The organism is Citrobacter sp. wls710 (assembly GCF_005281115.1).
GTDB lineage: Bacteria > Pseudomonadota > Gammaproteobacteria > Enterobacterales > Enterobacteriaceae > Citrobacter > Citrobacter werkmanii.
Window position 1 is genome coordinate 97744 of record NZ_SZXD01000032.1, and the last position, 20616, is coordinate 118359.

Below are 20616 nucleotides of genomic sequence, written 5' to 3' on the forward strand. Positions count from 1 at the left end.
TTACCGATTTGTTATTGGAGGATGCGGTTATGGCATGGTGGAGAGTTAAACGTGGATTGTAAGTGGCTGGAAGACTTTCTGGCGTTGAGTCAGCATGGAAATTACTCTCAAGCCGCTGCGCAGCGGCATATTACTCAACCTGCACTCAGTCGGCGTATTAAAGCTCTGGAAGAGGTGCTTGGCGTGCCATTGTTTGATCGGACCACGACTCCCGTCACGCTGACGCGCTATGGTGAACGTTTTGAGCCCTATGCCCGACACGTCCTCAGTACGTTAACAGAGGCGCGCCACGAGCTATCGGCGATGTCGCCCGCAACGGATAACACGCTGGTCATGGTCAGTCTGCATACGCTGTCGGTCAATATCCTGCCGGATATGATCAACTATTTACGCCAGAGTGAACCACAGCTCAATTTCACGGTAAATGCCAGTATTCAGGGGATAGACAATCACTTTAATGCGCTGATTGACCGGCAGATTGATTTGCTGGTGACATACGACTTACCGTTAGCGCAGCCGGGGCTGGAGATCGCCGGCGGATTAAAACGTTCGCTATGGCGATATGAACGATTTATTCCGGTTATTTCTGCACAACTGGCGGATACGCTTGACGATCCGCAGGTGTCTATTCCGTGGCTCTGCTACAGCGACTATACCTTTGTCAGACGCATTATTGAGCCGGCAGAACAACGCGTCCGTCCGCGCCTGAAAAAAGTCTTTGAGAGCGGTTTAAGTGAAACGATACGCGAAATGGTGCTGCGCCATATGGGAATGGCATGGTTACCCGAATCAATGGTGGCGGAAGAGTTGGTGAATCAGCAAGTTATTCACTGTTGGCCAGAAAATGGCGATCTGATTTGTGAAATCCCCGTTGTGGTATGGGCTAACCTTGACGATCAACGCGCAGTCATGCAGAGATGCTGGGAGAAATTGCTGCGTTTTTGATTGATATGGCGATTTTTTCCGCAGTTGATACAATGCTAACAAATTGCCCTTGCGAAGGTTATTCGCTTTGGTTAGTATTCACACCCGCTTCAGTGGGAAACAGTAAACATTCCCGCTTTAATGGTCGAAGCATTGTACGCGGCAACTCCGCAAGGAACAGGTTGATTATGCACGAAGCTCTTTTAGTAGTTTTCCTTATTGTGGCAATTGGCCTGGTAGGCTTGATCATGCTGCAGCAAGGTAAAGGCGCTGATATGGGAGCCTCTTTTGGCGCAGGCGCTTCTGGTACTCTGTTTGGTTCAAGTGGTTCTGGTAACTTCATGACCCGTATGACAGCTGTATTGGGAACCTTGTTCTTCATCATCAGTCTGGTGCTGGGTAACATGAACAGCAATAAGACCAATAAAGGAAGTGAGTGGGAAAATCTGAGCGCACCGGCGAAAACCGAGCAAACTCAGCCAGCTGCTCCGGCTCAGCCGACCAGCGATATCCCACGCTAAGTATTCTGTACCGAGGTGGTGGAATTGGTAGACACGCTACCTTGAGGTGGTAGTGCCCTAACGGGCTTGTGGGTTCGAGTCCCATCCTCGGTACCAAATTCCAAAAAAAAGACGCTGCAAAGCGTCTTTTTTTTCGTCTGTTATTTGTGGCTATCCTGTAGGTCGGATAAGGCGTTAACGCCGCCATCCAACATTATTACAACGCCTGATGGAGCTACGTTTATCAGGCCTACAGACACCTTATATTCCGCGCATAAAAAAGGCCGCTTTCGCGGCCCTAGAATGCTAAATGTTTACTTCGCTTTGTTTTCCAGATTCTCAACCTGCGGCAGGCCGGTCGTTGAAGAGGCGGTCAACAGACCGGCTTTCGCGTAGCCGAACAGCTTCTCGCGGGTATCGGTGATGTCCAGATTACGCATGGTCAGCTGGCCGATACGATCGTCAGGTGAGAATACTGACTCGCCTTTCTCCATGGTCAGACGCTCAGCCTTATAGGTCAGGTTGTCGGACACGGTATTGAGGATCGAGTAGTCGTTGCCGCGGCGCAGCTCCAGCGTCACTTCGCCGGTGATCTGGCTGGCGACCCAACGCTGCAGACCGTCACGCAGCATCAGCGCCTGCGAGTCGAACCAACGGCCCTGATACAGCAGTTTGCCCAACTGACGACCATGAGAGTGATATTGCTCAATGGTGTCTTCGTTATGGATACCGGTCAGCAGACGCTCGTAAGCGATGTGCAGCAGCGCCATCCCCGGGGCTTCATAGATGCCACGGCTTTTCGCTTCAATAATACGGTTTTCAATCTGATCGCTCATGCCCAGACCGTGACGGCCGCCGATGCGGTTGGCTTCCAGCATCATTTCTACATCATCGCTGAAGGTTTTACCGTTTAGCGCTACCGGATGACCCTGTTCAAAGCGTACGGTCACTTCTTCTGCCGGGATCTTCACGCTCTCATCCCAGAACTTCACGCCCATAATCGGGTTGACGATTTTGACGCTGGAGTTCAGGAATTCCAGGTCTTTCGCTTCGTGGGTCGCGCCGAGCATATTGGAGTCAGTGGAGTACGCTTTCTCAACAGACATTTTGTAGTCGAAGCCGCAGGCGATCATAAATTCGGACATCTCATGGCGACCACCCAGTTCATCGATAAAATCGGTATCCAGCCATGGTTTGTAAATCTGCAGTTCCGCGTTGGTCAGCAGGCCGTAACGATAGAAACGTTCAATATCGTTGCCTTTATAGGTGCTGCCGTCACCCCAGATGTTCACGCCATCTTCTTTCATGGCGGCAACCAGCATGGTGCCGGTAACGGCGCGGCCCAGCGGAGTGGTGTTGAAATAGGTCAGGCCACCGGTGGTGTTGTGGAAGGCGCCGCACTGAATGGCAGCGATCCCTTCGGCAACCAGCTGCTTGCGGCAATCTACCAGGCGAGCATTCTCAGCACCATATTCCATTGCACGGCGAGGAATGCTGTCATAGTCATCCTCATCCGGCTGGCCCAAATTCGCAGTATATGCATATGGGACAGCCCCTTTTTGTCGCATCCACAGCAGTGCTGCACTGGTGTCCAGGCCGCCGGAAAAAGCGATACCAATACGTTGACCTACCGGGAGATGCTTGAGAATCGTCGTCATAAAATAAAACCCTGCTTGATAGACTGGTGAAGAGGTCGGCTTATTATACTAAATGCATTTTTATGCAAAATAAATGAGTTTTCATTTAATCATCTTTTCTGGATGACAGGAAGAGTTTAGTGACAATTTCGTTAAATAGCGGCGCGGATGGCATATTTATCTTGCTGGAGATGCGCTGGTAGGAATTCATTGATTTGCATAGTCGTAACAAGGTTGACATAACGCATAGTGAATCAATATACTGTGCGCAGATTTTACGTCCCGTCCTCGGTACCAAATCCCAGCAGTATTTGCATTTTTTACCCAAAACGAGTAAAATTTGCCACGTTTCAGGCGCGGGGTGGAGCAGCCTGGTAGCTCGTCGGGCTCATAACCCGAAGGTCGTCGGTTCAAATCCGGCCCCCGCAACCACTTTCCCTTAGAGTTCTTTTTCAAATATACTGTGAAGACTTAGGCCTTCGTAGCTGGATTTGAAAAAAATTCTTTCGGAAGGTTCTCCGAACCGCAGGTGCGGTTATAGGGTTCAGTTATCTAAAGCCCCGATTTATCGGGGTTTTTTGTTATCTGACTACAGAATAACTGGGCTTTAGGCCCTTTTTTTATGTCTTGGGGGTGGGCTTGTCCACATTAGAGCAAAAATTAACAGAGATGATTACAGCACCGGTTGAAGCCCTGGGCTACGAACTGGTCGGCATCGAATTTATTCGCGGTCGCACATCCACACTGCGCATCTATATTGATAGTGAAGATGGCATCAATGTTGATGATTGTGCTGATGTGAGCCATCAGGTAAGCGCCGTGATGGATGTCGAAGACCCAATCACCGTTGCCTATAACCTGGAAGTTTCCTCGCCGGGTCTCGACCGTCCTCTGTTCACTGCTGAACACTACGTGCGTTTCCTGGGGGAAGAAGTCACGCTGGTTCTTCGTATGGCGGTACAAAACCGTCGTAAATGGCTGGGCGTTATCAAAGCGGTGGACGGTGAGATGATCACGGTCACAGTCGAAGGTAAAGATGAAGTGTTCGCGCTGAGTAATATCCAGAAGGCGAACCTGGTTCCCCACTTTTAACAGTCTGGATTGAGGTGAAAAGCCCGCGATGAACAAAGAAATTTTGGCTGTTGTTGAAGCCGTATCCAACGAAAAAGCGCTGCCACGCGAGAAAATTTTTGAAGCGCTGGAAAGTGCGCTGGCTACAGCAACAAAGAAAAAATATGAGCAAGAGATCGACGTCCGTGTAGAAATCGATCGTAAAAGCGGTGATTTCGATACCTTCCGTCGTTGGGTAATCGTAGAAGAAGTTACCCAGCCAACCAAAGAAATTACGCTGGAAGCGGCACGCTTCGAAGACGAAAGCCTGAACGTGGGCGACTATGTTGAAGATCAGATTGAATCTGTCACCTTTGACCGTATCACCACCCAGACTGCGAAACAGGTTATCGTACAGAAAGTACGTGAAGCTGAACGCGCAATGGTTGTTGATCAGTTCCGCGAACACGAAGGCGAAATCGTTACGGGTGTGGTGAAAAAAGTTAACCGTGACAACATTTCCCTGGATCTGGGCAGCAATGCTGAAGCCGTGATCCTGCGTGAAGACATGCTGCCGCGTGAAAACTTCCGCCCTGGCGACCGTATTCGTGGCGTTCTGTACTCTGTGCGCCCGGAAGCGCGCGGTGCGCAACTGTTCGTAACCCGTTCCAAACCGGAAATGCTGGTTGAGCTGTTCCGCATTGAAGTGCCAGAAATTGGCGAAGAAGTGATTGAAATTAAAGCGGCTGCTCGCGATCCTGGCTCTCGTGCGAAAATCGCCGTTAAGACCAACGACAAGCGTATTGATCCGGTCGGCGCGTGTGTGGGTATGCGCGGTGCGCGCGTTCAGGCGGTCTCTACCGAACTGGGCGGCGAGCGTATCGATATCGTCCTGTGGGATGATAACCCGGCGCAGTTCGTGATTAATGCAATGGCGCCAGCAGATGTCGCTTCTATCGTGGTGGATGAAGACAAACACACCATGGATATCGCGGTTGAAGCCGGTAACCTGGCTCAGGCGATTGGACGTAACGGTCAGAACGTCCGCCTGGCTTCACAACTGAGCGGTTGGGAACTCAACGTAATGACCGTTGATGACCTGCAAGCGAAGCATCAGGCTGAAGCACATGCAGCCATCGATACCTTCACCAAATATCTCGATATCGATGAAGATTTCGCGACAGTTCTGGTGGAAGAAGGTTTTGCGACGCTGGAAGAACTGGCCTACGTGCCAATGAAAGAACTGCTGGAAATTGACGGCCTCGATGAACAGACCGTTGAAGCGCTGCGCGAGCGTGCTAAAAACGCACTGACCACTCTGGCACTGGCCCAGGAAGAAAGCCTCGGTGATAACAAACCGGCTGACGATCTGCTGAATCTGGAAGGATTGGATCGCGATATGGCCTTTAAACTGGCTGCCCGTGGTGTTTGTACGCTGGAAGATCTCGCCGAACAGGGCATTGATGATCTGGCTGATATCGAAGGGTTGACCGACGAAAAAGCCGGTGAGCTGATTATGGCTGCCCGTAATATTTGCTGGTTCGGTGATGAAGCGTAATAAACTGTAGCAGGAAGGAACAGTATGACAGATGTAACCGTAAAAACGCTGGCTGCAGAGATACAGACCTCCGTGGATCGCCTGGTACAGCAATTTGCTGATGCAGGTATCCGTAAGTCTGCTGATGACTCTGTGTCCGCACAAGAGAAACAAACCTTACTGGCGCATCTGAACCGTGAGAACGGCTCAGCGCCGGATAAGTTGACATTGCAGCGTAAAACGCGCAGTACTCTCAATATTCCAGGTACCGGTGGGAAAAGCAAATCGGTACAAATCGAAGTCCGCAAGACACGCACCTTTGTGAAACGCGATCCGCAAGAGGCTGAACGCCTGGCCGCGGAAGAGCAGGCGCAGCGTGAAGCGGAAGAGCAAGCCCGTCGTGAGGCAGAAGAAGCTGCCAAACGCGAGGCGCAACAAAAAGCCGAACGTGAGGCCGCAGAACAAGCTAAGCGTGAAGCCGCTGATAAAGCGAAACGTGAAGCTGCGGAAAAAGACAAAGTGAGCAATCAACAGACCGACGATATGACTAAAACCGCCCAGGCCGAAAAAGCCCGCCGTGAAAATGAAGCCGCAGAACTGAAACGTAAAGCGGAAGAAGAAGCACGTCGCAAGCTTGAAGAAGAAGCTCGCCGCGTAGCGGAAGAAGCTCGCCGTATGGCGGAAGAAAACGAGAAAAATGGTGTGAATAACGCTGAACCTGTTGAAGATACCAGCGATTATCACGTCACGACTTCTCAGCACGCTCGCCAGGCGGAAGACGAAAACGATCGTGAAGTAGAAGGCGGCCGTGGCCGTACTCGCAGCGCGAAAGCCGCGCGTCCGGCGAAGAAAGGCAACAAACACGCTGAATCGAAAGCCGACCGTGAAGAAGCGCGCGCCGCAGTTCGTGGTGGTAAAGGCGGTAAACAGCGTAAAGGTTCCGCTCTGCAGCAGGGCTTCCAGAAACCAGCTCAGGCTGTTAACCGTGACGTTGTGATCGGCGAAACCATCACCGTTGGCGAACTGGCTAACAAGATGGCGGTGAAAGGCTCTCAGGTCATCAAAGCGATGATGAAACTGGGCGCTATGGCGACCATCAACCAGGTCATCGACCAGGAAACCGCACAGCTGGTTGCCGAAGAGATGGGCCACAAAGTTATCCTGCGTCGTGAAAACGAGCTGGAAGAAGCAGTAATGAGCGACCGTGACACCGGCGCTGCGGCTGAACCGCGCGCACCGGTTGTAACCATCATGGGTCACGTTGACCACGGTAAAACCTCCCTGCTGGACTACATTCGTTCCACGAAAGTGGCTTCTGGCGAAGCGGGCGGCATTACCCAGCACATCGGTGCGTACCACGTTGAAACTGACAACGGTATGATCACCTTCCTGGATACCCCGGGTCACGCCGCGTTTACCTCCATGCGTGCTCGTGGTGCTCAGGCAACGGATATCGTGGTTCTGGTTGTTGCAGCAGACGACGGCGTGATGCCGCAGACCATCGAAGCTATCCAGCACGCGAAAGCGGCAGGTGTGCCGGTGGTGGTTGCAGTCAACAAAATCGATAAACCAGAAGCGGATCCGGATCGCGTTAAAAACGAACTGTCCCAGTACGGCATCATGCCGGAAGAGTGGGGCGGCGAGAGCCAGTTTGTTCACGTTTCTGCGAAAGCCGGTACCGGTATCGACGAACTGCTGGATGCGATCCTGCTGCAGGCCGAAGTTCTGGAGCTGAAAGCTGTTCGTAAAGGTATGGCGAGCGGCGCGGTAATCGAATCCTTCCTGGATAAAGGTCGTGGTCCGGTTGCTACCGTCCTGGTACGCGAAGGTACGCTGCATAAAGGCGACATCGTACTGTGTGGCTTCGAATACGGCCGCGTGCGTGCGATGCGTAACGAACTGGGTCAGGAAGTTCTGGAAGCAGGTCCGTCCATTCCAGTGGAAATCCTCGGTCTGTCCGGTGTTCCGGCTGCCGGTGACGAAGTGACCGTGGTGCGTGACGAGAAGAAAGCCCGTGAAGTTGCACTGTATCGTCAGGGCAAATTCCGTGAAGTTAAACTGGCTCGTCAGCAGAAATCCAAACTTGAGAACATGTTCGCCAACATGACCGATGGCGAAGTTCACGAAGTGAACGTCGTACTGAAAGCTGACGTACAGGGTTCTGTAGAAGCGATCTCCGACTCCTTACTGAAACTGTCTACCGACGAAGTGAAAGTGAAGATCATCGGTTCTGGCGTAGGTGGTATCACCGAAACCGACGCAACCCTGGCTGCGGCGTCCAACGCGATTCTGGTTGGCTTCAACGTACGTGCTGATGCCTCTGCACGTAAAGTTATCGAATCAGAAAGCCTGGATCTGCGTTACTACTCCGTCATCTATCATCTGATCGACGAAGTGAAAGCGGCGATGAGCGGCATGCTGTCTCCGGAACTGAAACAGCAGATCATTGGTCTGGCTGAAGTTCGTGATGTGTTCAAATCACCGAAATTCGGCGCTATCGCAGGCTGTATGGTTACCGAAGGCACGATTAAACGTCACAACCCAATCCGCGTCCTGCGCGACAACGTGGTTATCTATGAAGGCGAGCTGGAATCCCTGCGCCGCTTCAAAGATGACGTTAACGAAGTCCGTAACGGTATGGAATGTGGTATCGGCGTTAAGAACTACAACGACGTTCGCGTTGGCGATATGATCGAAGTGTTCGAGATTATCGAGATCAAACGTACCATCGCATAATCTTCGTCGTCTTTTGGACCGCAATTTGCAGCCCAAAATTCTTAGAAGATGATTAGGTGTTGGCCGGGTAAGCGAAGCGCCACCCGGCAAGAAATTTAAAAAGGGGCTTATGGCCCCTTTTTTGTCTTTATTCTGGAGAATTTATTATGGCGAAAGAATTTGGTCGCCCGCAGCGTGTGGCGCAGGAAATGCAGAAAGAAATCGCACTCATCCTGCAACGCGAAATCAAAGACCCGCGTGTTGGCATGATGACCACCGTATCGGGTGTTGAGATGTCCCGTGACCTGGCGTATGCCAAAGTATTCGTGACTTTCCTTAACGACCAGGACGAAGCGGCTGTGAAAAACGGCATTAAGGCCCTGCAGGAAGCATCTGGTTTTATCCGCTCCCTGCTGGGGAAAGCGATGCGTTTGCGTATCGTGCCTGAACTGACCTTCTTCTACGACAACTCGTTGGTTGAAGGGATGCGTATGTCTAACCTGGTGACCAGCGTGGTGAAACATGACGATGAACGTCGTGTGAACCCAGCGGACGACAGCAAGGAGGACTGATGAGTCGTCCTCGTCGTCGTGGTCGCGACATTCACGGTGTCCTGCTGCTGGATAAGCCGCAGGGCATGTCCAGCAATGACGTACTGCAAAAAGTAAAGCGCATCTACAATGCCAACCGTGCGGGTCATACCGGCGCGCTGGATCCGCTGGCGACGGGCATGCTGCCCATCTGCCTCGGTGAAGCGACGAAGTTTTCGCAGTATTTGCTAGATTCTGACAAACGCTATCGCGTAGTAGCCCGCCTGGGGCAACGTACTGACACCTCTGATGCCGATGGGCAAATCGTGCAGGAACGTCCCGTAACCTTCAGCGCAGAGCAACTTGCGAGCGCGCTGGAGACTTTCCGCGGCGATATCGAGCAGATTCCGTCAATGTATTCGGCGCTGAAGTATCAGGGTAAAAAGCTGTACGAATATGCGCGTCAGGGTATTGAAGTGCCGCGTGAAGCGCGCCCGATTACCGTCTATGAGCTGCTGTTTATTCGCCATGAAGGTAACGAGCTGGAGCTGGAAGTTCACTGCTCCAAAGGTACCTATATTCGCACTATTATCGACGATCTGGGCGAGAAGCTCGGCTGTGGTGCGCACGTAACGTACCTGCGTCGTTTGACGGTCAGCAAGTATCCGGTGGATCGTATGGTGACGCTGGAACACTTGCGCGAGCTGGTTGAACAGGCTGAGCAGCAGAACATTCCGGCCGCTCAGTTGCTTGATCCCTTGCTGATGCCAATGGACAGTCCAGCATCGGACTATCCTGTTGTTAATTTGCCTTTAACATCGTCGGTTTACTTTAAAAATGGTAACCCGGTACGTACGACAGGTGTCCCGCTGGAAGGCCTGGTGCGTGTGACGGAAGGCGATGACGGCAAATTTATCGGCATGGGGGAGATCGACGATGAAGGTCGTGTCGCCCCCCGTCGCTTGGTGGTTGAATATCCGGCATAACGCTCTCTGTCTTGCGATAAAAGGGCGCTGCGAGTAGAATACTGCCGCTTAACGTCGCGTGAATTGTTTAACAATCTGCGTGGCGTATACACAAAATCATTCGAGCTGCATCAAAGCGGCAAGTCTGAGAATCCTCATGAGCTTACTTAGGTAAGTGACTGAGGTGAGCGGACGCAGCCAACGCAGAGTCAGTTTGAAGGATAAAGTGTATACACTGGGATAGCTGAATTAGAGATCGGCATCCTTTCATTCTTAACACTTTGGAGTTTTAAAATGTCTCTAAGTACTGAAGCTACCGCTAAAATCGTTTCTGAGTTTGGTCGTGATGCAAACGACACCGGTTCTACCGATGTTCAGGTTGCTCTGTTGACTGCACAGATTAACCACCTGCAGGGCCACTTTGCAGAGCACAAAAAAGATCACCACAGCCGTCGTGGTCTGCTGCGCATGGTTTCTCAGCGTCGTAAACTGCTCGACTACCTGAAACGTAAAGATGTTGCACGCTACACCGCGCTGATCGAGCGTCTGGGTCTGCGTCGCTAATTCTTTCGAGTTTCAGAAAGAGGGGGCCTTCATGGCCCCTTTTTTCCAGCAGATGGCAGCAATTCGCTGGAAACTAATGTATTGTTGCTATGAATGATCTTCCGTTGCAGAGGTTCGCGCGGCTAATGAGAGGCTTTACTCATGCGTATGGGTTAGGGTTGTCATTAGTCGCGAGGATGCGCAGAAGATCGGGTATTAACGATGGCGCAAAAATGTGCCGTCAAAAAATAGAGAAAGGATATTATTTTGCTTAATCCGATCGTTCGTAAATTCCAGTACGGTCAGCATACCGTTACGCTGGAAACCGGCATGATGGCGCGTCAGGCGACTGCCGCTGTTATGGTTAGCATGGATGACACTGCGGTATTCGTTACCGTTGTTGGCCAGAAAAAAGCGAAACCAGGCCAGGACTTTTTCCCGCTGACCGTTAACTACCAGGAGCGTACCTACGCTGCTGGCCGTATCCCGGGTAGCTTCTTCCGTCGTGAAGGCCGTCCGAGCGAAGGCGAAACCCTGATCGCGCGTCTGATTGACCGCCCGGTTCGCCCGCTGTTCCCGGAAGGGTTCGTTAACGAAGTTCAGGTTATCGCGACCGTTGTTTCTGTTAACCCACAGGTTAACCCGGATATCGTGGCAATGATCGGCGCATCCGCTGCGCTGACGCTGTCTGGCATCCCATTCAACGGCCCGATCGGTGCTGCACGTGTTGGTTATATCAATGACCAGTACGTACTGAACCCGACTCAGGATGAACTGAAAGAAAGCAAGCTGGACCTGGTTGTTGCCGGTACCGAAGCTGCCGTACTGATGGTTGAATCCGAAGCTGAACTGCTGAGCGAAGACCAGATGCTGGGCGCTGTAGTATTCGGTCATGAACAGCAGCAGGTTGTTATTCAGGCTATCAACGAGCTGGCGAAAGAAGCTGGCAAACCGCGTTGGGACTGGCAGCCAGAAGCCGTCAACGAAGCGCTGAACGCGCGCGTTGCCGCACTGGCAGAAGCTCGTCTGAGCGATGCTTACCGTATCACTGACAAACAAGAGCGTTATGCTCAGGTTGACGTGATCAAATCTGAAACCATCGCGACTCTGGTGGCTGAAGATGAAACCCTGGACGCTAACGAACTGGGCGAAATCCTGCACGCTATCGAGAAAAACGTTGTTCGTAGCCGCGTACTGGCAGGCGAGCCGCGTATCGATGGCCGTGAAAAAGACATGATCCGTGGTCTGGACGTGCGCACCGGCGTGCTGCCGCGCACCCACGGCTCCGCGTTGTTCACCCGTGGCGAAACTCAGGCGCTGGTTACTGCGACCCTGGGCACCACCCGTGATGCGCAGAACCTCGACGAACTGATGGGCGAGCGTACTGACAACTTCCTGTTCCACTACAACTTCCCTCCGTACTGCGTAGGCGAAACCGGTATGGTCGGTTCTCCGAAGCGTCGTGAGATTGGTCATGGTCGCCTGGCGAAACGTGGCGTGCTGGCAGTGATGCCGGAACTGGATAAATTCCCGTACACCGTGCGTGTGGTTTCTGAAATCACCGAATCTAACGGTTCTTCTTCCATGGCTTCCGTATGCGGCGCTTCCCTTGCGCTGATGGACGCAGGCGTGCCGATCAAAGCCGCCGTTGCGGGTATCGCGATGGGTCTGGTGAAAGAAGGCGACAACTATGTTGTTCTGTCTGACATCCTGGGCGACGAAGACCACCTGGGCGATATGGACTTCAAAGTGGCGGGTTCCCGCGACGGTATCTCTGCGCTGCAGATGGATATCAAAATTGAAGGTATCACCAAAGAGATCATGCAGGTTGCTCTGAACCAGGCTAAAGGTGCGCGTCTGCACATCCTGGGTGTGATGGAGCAGGCGATTAACGCGCCGCGTGGCGATATCTCTGAATTCGCGCCACGTATCCACACCATCAAGATCAGCCCGGACAAGATTAAAGACGTTATCGGTAAAGGCGGTTCTGTTATCCGTGCCCTGACCGAAGAGACTGGCACTACTATCGAAATCGAAGATGACGGTACTGTGAAGATCGCAGCGACCGACGGCGAGAAAGCGAAATATGCTATCCGTCGTATCGAAGAGATCACTGCAGAGATCGAAGTAGGTCGTATCTACAATGGTAAAGTGACCCGTATCGTTGACTTCGGTGCCTTCGTGGCCATCGGTGGCGGTAAAGAAGGTCTGGTACACATTTCTCAGATCGCTGACAAGCGCGTTGAGAAAGTGACCGATTACCTGCAGATGGGCCAGGAAGTACCGGTTAAAGTTCTGGAAGTTGATCGCCAGGGCCGTGTACGTCTGAGCATTAAAGAAGCAACTGAGCAGTCTCAGCCTGCAGGCGAACCGGAAGCTCCGGTAAGCCAACAGGGCGAGTAAGGTTGCCATTGCCCTCCGTGAGAGCGGAGGGCCTTTAACCCGGCAGGACGCCTTGTTAGCAACCGGGGAACCTGGACGTTCATTCAATCGTTGTCTTCGGGAGTGGGAAATGAAGCCTTTTTTGCGCTGGTGTTTCGTTGCGACAGCACTCACGCTGGCTGGATGCAGTAATTCCGCCTGGCGTAAGAGTGAAGTCCTCGCAGTACCATTGCAACCGACTTTGCAGCAGGAAGTGATTCTGGCACGTATGGAACAAATTCTTGCCAGTCGGGCTTTAACCGATGACGAACGCGCACAGCTTTTATATGAGCGCGGAGTGTTGTATGATAGTCTCGGTCTGAGGGCACTTGCGCGAAATGATTTTTCACAAGCGCTGGCAATCCGACCAGATATGCCTGAAGTATTCAATTACTTAGGTATATATTTAACGCAGGCAGGCAATTTTGATGCTGCCTATGAAGCGTTTGATTCTGTACTTGAGCTTGATCCAACTTACAACTACGCGCACTTAAATCGCGGTATCGCATTGTATTACGGCGGTCGCGACAAGTTAGCGCAAGATGATCTGCTGGCGTTTTATCAAGACGATCCCAATGATCCTTTCCGCAGTCTGTGGCTTTATCTTGCCGAGCAGAAGCTCGATGAGAAGCAGGCTAAAGAAGCGTTAAAACAACGCTTCGAAAAATCGGATAAAGAGCAATGGGGATGGAACATTGTCGAGTTCTACCTGGGCAACATTAGCGAAGCAACGCTGATGGAACGCCTGAAGGCGGACGCAACGGATAACACCTCGCTCGCTGAGCATCTCAGTGAAACCAACTTCTATTTAGGTAAGTACTACCTAAGTCTGGGGGATTTGGACAACGCTACGGCATTGTTCAAACTGGCGGTGGCTAACAACGTTCATAACTTTGTTGAGCACCGATACGCATTGTTGGAATTATCGCTCCTGGGCCAGGACCAAGATGACCTGGCAGAATCGGACCAGCAATAGCTGACGTACACATCAGCCCGTAATCTTTTTTGATTGCCATCACCTTCACGGGTGAGGGCGTTGTTGTTCGTTAATACACCTACTTTGAGCCGGTTCACACTTTTCAATGAAAATTGCAGATCAATTTCATGATGAGTTATGTAGACTGGCCGCCATTAATTTTGAGGCACACGTACTACATGGCTGAATTCGAAACCACTTTTGCAGATCTGGGCCTGAAGGCTCCTATCCTTGAAGCCCTTAACGATCTGGGTTACGAAAAACCATCTCCAATCCAGGCAGAGTGCATTCCGCATCTGCTGGGCGGTCGCGATGTTCTGGGTATGGCCCAGACCGGTAGCGGCAAAACGGCAGCGTTCTCTTTACCGCTGCTCAACAATCTTGATCCTGAGCTGAAGGCACCTCAGATTCTGGTGCTGGCACCGACCCGCGAACTGGCGGTTCAGGTTGCAGAAGCCATGACGGATTTCTCTAAACACATGCGCGGCGTGAACGTGGTAGCCCTGTACGGCGGCCAGCGTTATGACGTGCAATTACGTGCCCTGCGTCAGGGACCACAGATCGTCGTCGGTACGCCGGGCCGCCTGCTGGATCACCTGAAGCGCGGTACTCTGGACCTCTCCAAACTGAGCGGTCTGGTACTGGACGAAGCTGATGAAATGCTGCGTATGGGCTTCATCGAAGACGTTGAAACCATCATGGCGCAGATCCCGGAAGGTCATCAGACCGCTCTGTTCTCTGCCACCATGCCGGAAGCGATTCGTCGTATTACCCGCCGCTTTATGAAAGAGCCGCAGGAAGTACGTATTCAGTCCAGCGTCACTACCCGTCCTGACATCAGCCAGAGCTACTGGACTGTATGGGGCATGCGTAAAAATGAAGCGCTGGTGCGTTTCCTGGAAGCAGAAGATTTTGATGCGGCGATTATCTTCGTCCGTACCAAAAATGCGACCCTGGAAGTTGCAGAAGCGCTGGAGCGTAGCGGTTATAGCAGCGCTGCACTGAACGGCGACATGAACCAGTCTCTGCGTGAGCAGACTCTGGAGCGTCTGAAAGATGGCCGTCTGGATATTCTGATTGCAACCGACGTTGCGGCCCGTGGCCTGGACGTTGAGCGTATCAGCCTGGTCGTTAACTACGATATCCCGATGGACTCCGAATCTTACGTTCACCGTATCGGTCGTACCGGTCGTGCGGGTCGTGCTGGCCGCGCGCTGCTGTTCGTTGAAAACCGCGAGCGTCGTCTGCTGCGTAACATCGAACGCACCATGAAGCTGACCATTCCAGAAGTAGAACTGCCGAACGCAGATCTGCTGGGCAAACGCCGTCTGGAAAAATTCGCCGCGAAAGTACAGCAGCAGCTGGAAAGCAGCGATCTGGATCAGTACCGTGCTCTGCTGGCGAAAATGCAGCCGGAAGAAGAGCTGGATATCGAAACGCTGGCAGCCGCACTGCTGAAAATGGCTCAGGGCGAACGTCCGCTGATCCTGCCGCCAGATGCGCCGATGCGTCCGAAACGCGAATTCCGCGACCGTGACGATCGTGGTCCGCGTGACCGCAACGATCGTGGCCCGCGTGGCGACCGTGAAGACCGTCCGCGTCGTGAACGTCGTGACGTTGGTGATATGCAGCTGTACCGCATTGAAGTGGGTCGTGATGACGGCGTTGAAGTCCGCCATATCGTTGGCGCGATTGCTAACGAAGGTGATATCAGCAGCCGTTACATCGGTAACATCAAGCTGTTTGCTTCCCACTCCACTATCGAACTGCCGAAAGGTATGCCGGGCGACGTGCTGCAGCACTTTACCCGTACCCGCATCCTGAACAAGCCGATGAACATGCAGCTGGTTGGCGATGCCGTACCGCACACCGGTGGTGAGCGTCGTGGCGGTGGTCGCTTCAGCGGCGAGCGTCGTGAAGGCGGTCGCGGTGAAGGCCGTGGTTTTGGCGGTGAGCGTCGTGAAGGCGGTCGTGGTGATGGTCGTCGTTTCAGCGGCGAACGTCGTGAAGGTGGTCGTGGCCCGCGCCGTGACGATTCTTCAGCTCCGCGTCGTGATGACTCAGCCGGTCGTCGTCGTTTCGGCGGTGACGCATAAGCCAAACGGCTTAAAAGCGTAAAGTAAAATATACAGCCCCGATCTCAACAATCGGGGCTTTTTTTATTTCAATTGTACTCGTGTACTGGTACAGTGCAGCACATTGATATGTAGTCGCAATATAAATGACTGGAGAGACGGCTAAATGGCAACACTAACCACCACCCAAACGTCACCTTCGCTGCTTGGCGGCGTGGTGATCATCGGCGGCACCATTATTGGCGCGGGGATGTTCTCTCTGCCGGTGGTCATGTCCGGGGCGTGGTTTTTCTGGTCCATGGCGGCGCTGATCTTCACCTGGTTCTGCATGCTGCACTCCGGGCTGATGATCCTTGAAGCCAACCTCAATTACCGGATTGGTTCCAGCTTCGACACCATTACCAAAGATCTGCTGGGCAAAGGCTGGAACGTTGTTAACGGCATCTCGATTGCTTTTGTGCTCTACATTCTGACCTACGCGTATATCTCGGCGAGCGGTTCGATTCTGCACCACACCTTTGCCGAGATGTCGCTGAACGTTCCGGCGCGCGCGGCAGGTCTTGGCTTTGCGCTGCTGGTCGCGTTTGTGGTGTGGTTAAGCACCAAAGCGGTTAGCCGTATGACGGCCATTGTGCTGGGGGCAAAGGTCATTACCTTTTTCCTAACCTTCGGCAGCCTGCTGGGACACGTTCAGCCTGCCACGCTGTTTAACGTGGCGCAGAGCAATGCTTCATATACACCGTACCTGCTGATGACGCTGCCGTTCTGTCTGGCGTCGTTTGGTTATCACGGCAACGTCCCGAGCCTGATGAAGTATTACGGCAAGGATCCCAAGACCATCGTTAAGTGCCTGGTATACGGCACGCTGCTGGCGCTGGTGCTGTATACCGTATGGCTGCTGGGTACGATGGGGAATATTCCGCGTCCGGAATTTATTGGTATTGCGCAGCAGGGCGGGAATATTGACGTGCTGGTCCAGGCGCTGAGCGGTGTGCTGAACAGCCGTAGTCTGGATCTGCTGCTGGTGGTGTTCTCCAATTTTGCGGTCGCCAGTTCCTTCCTCGGGGTGACGCTGGGCCTGTTTGACTATCTGGCTGATTTATTTGGTTTTGATGACTCCGCAATGGGACGTTTTAAAACCGCATTGCTGACGTTTGTGCCGCCAATTGTCGGTGGCCTGCTGTGGCCGAACGGTTTTCTGTACGCCATTGGCTATGCAGGTTTAGCTGCAACTATCTGGGCTGCCATTGTGCCAGCGCTGTTGGCACGCAAATCCCGCGAACGTTTCGGCAGCCCGAAATTCCGTGTCTGGGGCGGTAAACCGATGATTGCCCTGATTCTGGTCTTCGGTGTCGGCAACGCGGTTATCCATATCCTGTCGAGCGTTAACCTGCTGCCAGTGTACCAGTAGAAAAATTGCCCGGTGGCGCTACGCTTACCGGGCCTACAGAGATTGAGTAGGCCGGATAAGGCGCAGCCACCATCCGGCACAAATTGTACTACCCCAACAATTCCTGCTTCACATCCATCGCCAAATCAAATGAGTGTAGCCGCGCCTGGTGATCAAAAATCTGGCCGTTAACCATAATTTCATCAGCCTGGGTTTCACGCAAGATAGCCTCCAGCCCGTGTCGCACTTTCGCCTTATCACCGACCAGCGACATGCTTAGCGCCTGCTGCACGCCATACTGTTCAGAAGCGGACCACAGTTGATGCATATTCTCTACCGGCGGCGGTAGCTGGCCGGTTTCGCCACGACGGAGTTTCATAAACGCCTGCTGCATCGAGGTGAAAAGAAATTCGGCATCGCGATTACTGTCGGCGGCAATGATGTTGATGCATACCATTGCATACGGCTTTGCCAGCCGCGCCGAAGGTTTGAACTGGCTACGATACAGATGCAGCGCCTGATGCAGCATATCCGGAGCAAAGTGCGAGGCGAAGGCAAACGGCAGGCCAAGCTGTGCCGCCAACTGTGCACTATACAAGCTGGAACCTAATAACCAGACTGGGATCTGCTCGCCGTATCCAGGCACCGGGCGTACATGGGGGTTCGGGTCGCGGGCGTCGAACCAGTCCACCAGTTCGGCCACGTCGCGTGGGAAGTTATCGATATCTCCACTCATATGGCGGCGCAGCGCGCGCATCGTTGGCTGATCGCTCCCCGGCGCGCGGCCAAGCCCGAGATCGATGCGTCCCGGATACAGTGTATTTAGGGTACCGAACTGCTCGGCGATCACCAGCGGCGAATGGTTGGGCAGCATCACGCCGCCAGAACCCAGATGCAGCGTGGTGGTATTGGCAGCCAGATAACCAATCAGAACTGAGGTTGCGGCGCTGGCGATGCCAGTCATGTTGTGATGTTCTGCCAGCCAGTAGCGGTGATAGCCGCGCTTTTCAGCCAGCCGGGCGAGATCAAGCGAGTGCGTAAAGGCTTCTTTTGCCGAAGATCCTTCAGGGATCGGTGCCAGATCCAGCACCGAGAACGGAATAGTTTTGTCAGTCATAACGGCTCACTTTGTTACCGGTTAATCATTTAATACTGCATTAAAATTTGATTAACGTTGTTAACAAAGTGAGCTTTATGAGACTGACGGCAAAAACAAGGCCCGATGGCGCTGCGCTTATCGGGCCTACGGGATCGCTATTTGTAGGCCGGATAAGGCATTTATGCCGCCATCCGGCGAGGTTTTATCAGGATTGCAGCTCCAGCCCGGCCAGACGTTTCCAGTAACCGTTGCAGTCGCTATGAGCGGCGAGCGGTAATGGGGCAGTGCCATTTTCATTGGCGCGGAAGGCATCAAGCATATCGAATGTTTCCGTGCCAGAAGGTGACAGGCGCACAATATCCACCAGACCCTGCATGGATGTCAGCTCGTTACCGAGGTTATAAACATAGCCGCTCATGGTCTGGATCCCGTTGAGAACAAAGACCTGCTGATTCTCCTGCGACAGCACATCTCGCCCGTTCGGGTATTTGATGCAGCAGGTTTCACATTCGTCTTTTGGTCGGTCTTCGGAGCGCGCCGTAAAGCAGCGGGCAGAGTACGCCAGCGGCAGATGGCCGTAGCTCAATACCTCTACTTCAAACTTATCGCGGATAGCCAACTCTTCACATTGGTTGAGCAGATTGATCAGCCAGTCGCGAGATAATTCTACCGGCATACACCAGCGCACCATCCCTTGTTTGAGCAGTAAACGCAGCGTCACCGCGTTGTAGCAGTTGAGCGCGTGTCCGGCGACAAACGGCAGCTTACGCTCGGCGCACATGTTTACCACGCCGAGATCGCTGGCTTCCAGCAGGAAGTCGCCGTTTTCAACGTAGCGCTTTAATTCGCCCAGCTCAGATGAGGCTTGCACCAGCGCCAGCGTCGACAGTACCACCTGTTTACCGCTACCAGCGAGCGACTTCGCCATATCGATCCAGTCGCCCACTTTGGTGGCACGGCGTTTACTGCATACCGCTTCGCCAAGATAGATAATGTCGGCCTGGCTGGCGGCGGCCTGCTGATAAAAATCTTCCAGCGTTTCTTTTGGCCAGTACCATAGCACCGGCCCTAAGGAATATTTCATTGCTTCTCTCACTGCCATTTACGGTGATACGCGCCAAGCGTGGTCTGCGTGCCTTCGGACATGGAACCGAGCGTTTCCATCCATGCCGCCTGTGGTGCGTAGTTTTGCGGGTCGGCTATACAGCGATCGATCGCCTGACGCCACACTTTCGCCACCTGGCTGACGTAGGCAGGGCTACGCTGGCGTCCCTCGATTTTTACCGAGGCAATATTGGCCGCCAGCAGCTCCGGCAGCAGCTCCAGCGTGTTCAGGCTGGTGGGTTCTTCCAGCGCATGATAGCGCTCGCCGTCAACCAGATAGCGGCCTTTACACAACGTCGGATAACCGGCGTTTTCTCCGTCCTGATAGCGGTCAATCAGCACTTCATTCAGACGGGATTCCAGGCCCTGTTGGGTCTGCTGCCAGCGAACAAAACGCGCGGGAGAGCAGGCGCCAACCGTGTTAGGCGATTCGCCCGTCAGGTAGGATGAAAGATAACACCGGCCTTCCGCCATAATGCACAAACTACCAAAGGCGAACACTTCGAGTGGAACAGGCGTGACGCGAGCGAGCTGTTTCACCTGATGAATAGACAACACGCGCGGCAGCACCACACGGGCGACATCAAAGTTGCGATGATAAAAATTAATCGCCTCTTCGTTGGTAGCAGATGCCTGAACAGAGACATGGCGCTCAATATGCGGATAGCGCTCTGCGGCATACTCAAGCATGGCAAGATCGGCAAGGATCAGCGCATCCGCACCCAGTTGCGCCGCCATATCTACGGCACGCTGCCAGCGCGCATAACCATCCGGATGCGCAAAGGTGTTAATCGCGATGTGCAGCTTACGGCGGTGTTGATGGACAAAACTCACCGCTTCCTGCAATTTTTTCTCGGTAAAATTAAGGCCGGCGAAATGACGGGCGTTGGTATCATCTTTCAGCCCGATGTAGACAGCATCAGCGCCGTTCTCGATGGCCGCCTTAAGCGCCGGGAGATTTCCGGCAGGGCAGAGCAGCTCCATAATTTATCCTGAACGTTGCGCCGTGAAAGGCGCAGAAATGTTAACGAAGAGGGATTTTAGTTAACCTTGCTGAGACAATTTTTGATTTGAGGCAGTTAAAGTCGTATTGGTGACAGCAATAAAGAGGTAACAATTTCGCATCGAATTGTTGATTTATGCCGCTATG

At 53.1% G+C, this 20616-nt stretch carries 17 protein-coding genes and 2 tRNA genes; 15 read left to right on the forward strand and 4 right to left on the reverse strand.

Features of this window, described 5'->3' with window-relative positions; genetic code table 11:
- Nucleotides 1-51: 51 nt before the first annotated feature.
- The 3 genes from FDX14_RS14050 to FDX14_RS14060 all read left to right on the forward strand — a co-directional run bounded on the left by FDX14_RS14050 (nucleotide 52) and on the right by FDX14_RS14060 (nucleotide 1541).
- Nucleotides 52-945, forward strand: coding sequence for a LysR family transcriptional regulator (locus FDX14_RS14050; RefSeq protein ID WP_061382517.1), 894 nt, complete (start codon nucleotides 52-54; stop codon nucleotides 943-945).
- A 167-nt stretch (nucleotides 946-1112) separates the two neighbouring features.
- The gene (gene secG / locus FDX14_RS14055; RefSeq protein ID WP_003025000.1) at nucleotides 1113-1445 is read left to right on the forward strand and encodes a preprotein translocase subunit SecG; all 333 of its coding nucleotides are present in this window, start codon (nucleotides 1113-1115) and stop codon (nucleotides 1443-1445) included.
- A 9-nt stretch (nucleotides 1446-1454) separates the two neighbouring features.
- Nucleotides 1455-1541: transfer RNA gene (locus FDX14_RS14060), tRNA-Leu, on the forward strand.
- Between the two features lie 197 nt (nucleotides 1542-1738).
- Here the strand turns inward: FDX14_RS14060 and argG are convergent.
- Nucleotides 1739-3082, reverse strand: coding sequence for an argininosuccinate synthase (argG, locus tag FDX14_RS14065; RefSeq protein ID WP_079225934.1), 1344 nt, complete (start codon nucleotides 3080-3082; stop codon nucleotides 1739-1741).
- A 334-nt stretch (nucleotides 3083-3416) separates the two neighbouring features.
- On the opposite strand from argG, the gene FDX14_RS14070 reads away from it, so the two are divergent.
- The 12 genes from FDX14_RS14070 to mtr all read left to right on the forward strand — a co-directional run bounded on the left by FDX14_RS14070 (nucleotide 3417) and on the right by mtr (nucleotide 17284).
- Nucleotides 3417-3493 (forward strand) — tRNA-Met (locus tag FDX14_RS14070).
- Between the two features lie 207 nt (nucleotides 3494-3700).
- The gene (rimP, locus tag FDX14_RS14075) at nucleotides 3701-4153 is read left to right on the forward strand and encodes a ribosome maturation factor RimP (protein WP_042311367.1); all 453 of its coding nucleotides are present in this window, start codon (nucleotides 3701-3703) and stop codon (nucleotides 4151-4153) included.
- Nucleotides 4154-4181: 28 nt separating this feature from the next.
- Nucleotides 4182-5669 (forward strand): transcription termination factor NusA, encoded by a 1488-nt coding sequence (gene nusA / locus FDX14_RS14080; RefSeq protein WP_042311270.1) that lies wholly within the window; start codon nucleotides 4182-4184, stop codon nucleotides 5667-5669.
- A 24-nt stretch (nucleotides 5670-5693) separates the two neighbouring features.
- Nucleotides 5694-8384: a translation initiation factor IF-2 gene (infB, locus tag FDX14_RS14085; RefSeq protein ID WP_042311268.1), complete on the forward strand. Its 2691-nt coding sequence runs from the start codon at nucleotides 5694-5696 to the stop codon at nucleotides 8382-8384.
- Nucleotides 8385-8530: 146 nt separating this feature from the next.
- On the forward strand, nucleotides 8531-8935 hold the full coding sequence (rbfA, locus tag FDX14_RS14090) for a 30S ribosome-binding factor RbfA (protein WP_003024988.1): 405 nt from the start codon (nucleotides 8531-8533) through the stop codon (nucleotides 8933-8935).
- Nucleotides 8935-9879 (forward strand): tRNA pseudouridine(55) synthase TruB, encoded by a 945-nt coding sequence (truB, locus tag FDX14_RS14095; protein WP_042311264.1) that lies wholly within the window; start codon nucleotides 8935-8937, stop codon nucleotides 9877-9879. Before rbfA ends, truB begins: the two co-directional genes overlap by 1 nt.
- Nucleotides 9880-10152: 273 nt before the next feature.
- Nucleotides 10153-10422, forward strand: coding sequence for a 30S ribosomal protein S15 (gene rpsO / locus FDX14_RS14100; RefSeq protein WP_000059465.1), 270 nt, complete (start codon nucleotides 10153-10155; stop codon nucleotides 10420-10422).
- Nucleotides 10423-10668: 246 nt separating this feature from the next.
- Complete coding sequence (gene pnp / locus FDX14_RS14105) at nucleotides 10669-12804, forward strand: polyribonucleotide nucleotidyltransferase (protein WP_005131812.1); 2136 nt, start codon at nucleotides 10669-10671, stop codon at nucleotides 12802-12804.
- A 109-nt stretch (nucleotides 12805-12913) separates the two neighbouring features.
- Nucleotides 12914-13798 carry a lipoprotein NlpI gene (gene nlpI, locus FDX14_RS14110; protein WP_003024982.1) on the forward strand — a complete coding sequence of 295 codons (885 nt, stop codon included), beginning with the start codon at nucleotides 12914-12916 and terminating at the stop codon, nucleotides 13796-13798.
- Nucleotides 13799-13904: 106 nt separating this feature from the next.
- The gene (gene yrbN / locus FDX14_RS14115; RefSeq protein ID WP_010723222.1) at nucleotides 13905-13985 is read left to right on the forward strand and encodes a protein YrbN; all 81 of its coding nucleotides are present in this window, start codon (nucleotides 13905-13907) and stop codon (nucleotides 13983-13985) included.
- The gene (gene deaD / locus FDX14_RS14120) at nucleotides 13978-15894 is read left to right on the forward strand and encodes an ATP-dependent RNA helicase DeaD (protein ID WP_137349702.1); all 1917 of its coding nucleotides are present in this window, start codon (nucleotides 13978-13980) and stop codon (nucleotides 15892-15894) included. Before yrbN ends, deaD begins: the two co-directional genes overlap by 8 nt.
- A gap of 145 nt (nucleotides 15895-16039) precedes the next feature.
- Nucleotides 16040-17284 (forward strand): tryptophan permease, encoded by a 1245-nt coding sequence (gene mtr, locus FDX14_RS14125; RefSeq protein ID WP_061382515.1) that lies wholly within the window; start codon nucleotides 16040-16042, stop codon nucleotides 17282-17284.
- 88 nt (nucleotides 17285-17372) lie between these two features.
- On the opposite strand, the gene FDX14_RS14130 is transcribed toward mtr, so the two are convergent.
- The 3 genes from FDX14_RS14130 to ubiU all read right to left on the reverse strand — a co-directional run bounded on the left by FDX14_RS14130 (nucleotide 17373) and on the right by ubiU (nucleotide 20450).
- A complete protein-coding gene (locus FDX14_RS14130; protein WP_061382514.1) occupies nucleotides 17373-18380 on the reverse strand; it encodes a luciferase-like monooxygenase in 1008 nt (335 codons plus the stop codon).
- Nucleotides 18381-18567: 187 nt separating this feature from the next.
- Nucleotides 18568-19446, reverse strand: coding sequence for a U32 family peptidase (locus FDX14_RS14135; protein ID WP_414438415.1), 879 nt, complete (start codon nucleotides 19444-19446; stop codon nucleotides 18568-18570).
- A gap of 8 nt (nucleotides 19447-19454) precedes the next feature.
- A complete protein-coding gene (ubiU, locus tag FDX14_RS14140; protein ID WP_006687898.1) occupies nucleotides 19455-20450 on the reverse strand; it encodes a ubiquinone anaerobic biosynthesis protein UbiU in 996 nt (331 codons plus the stop codon).
- Nucleotides 20451-20616: the final 166 nt, after the last annotated feature.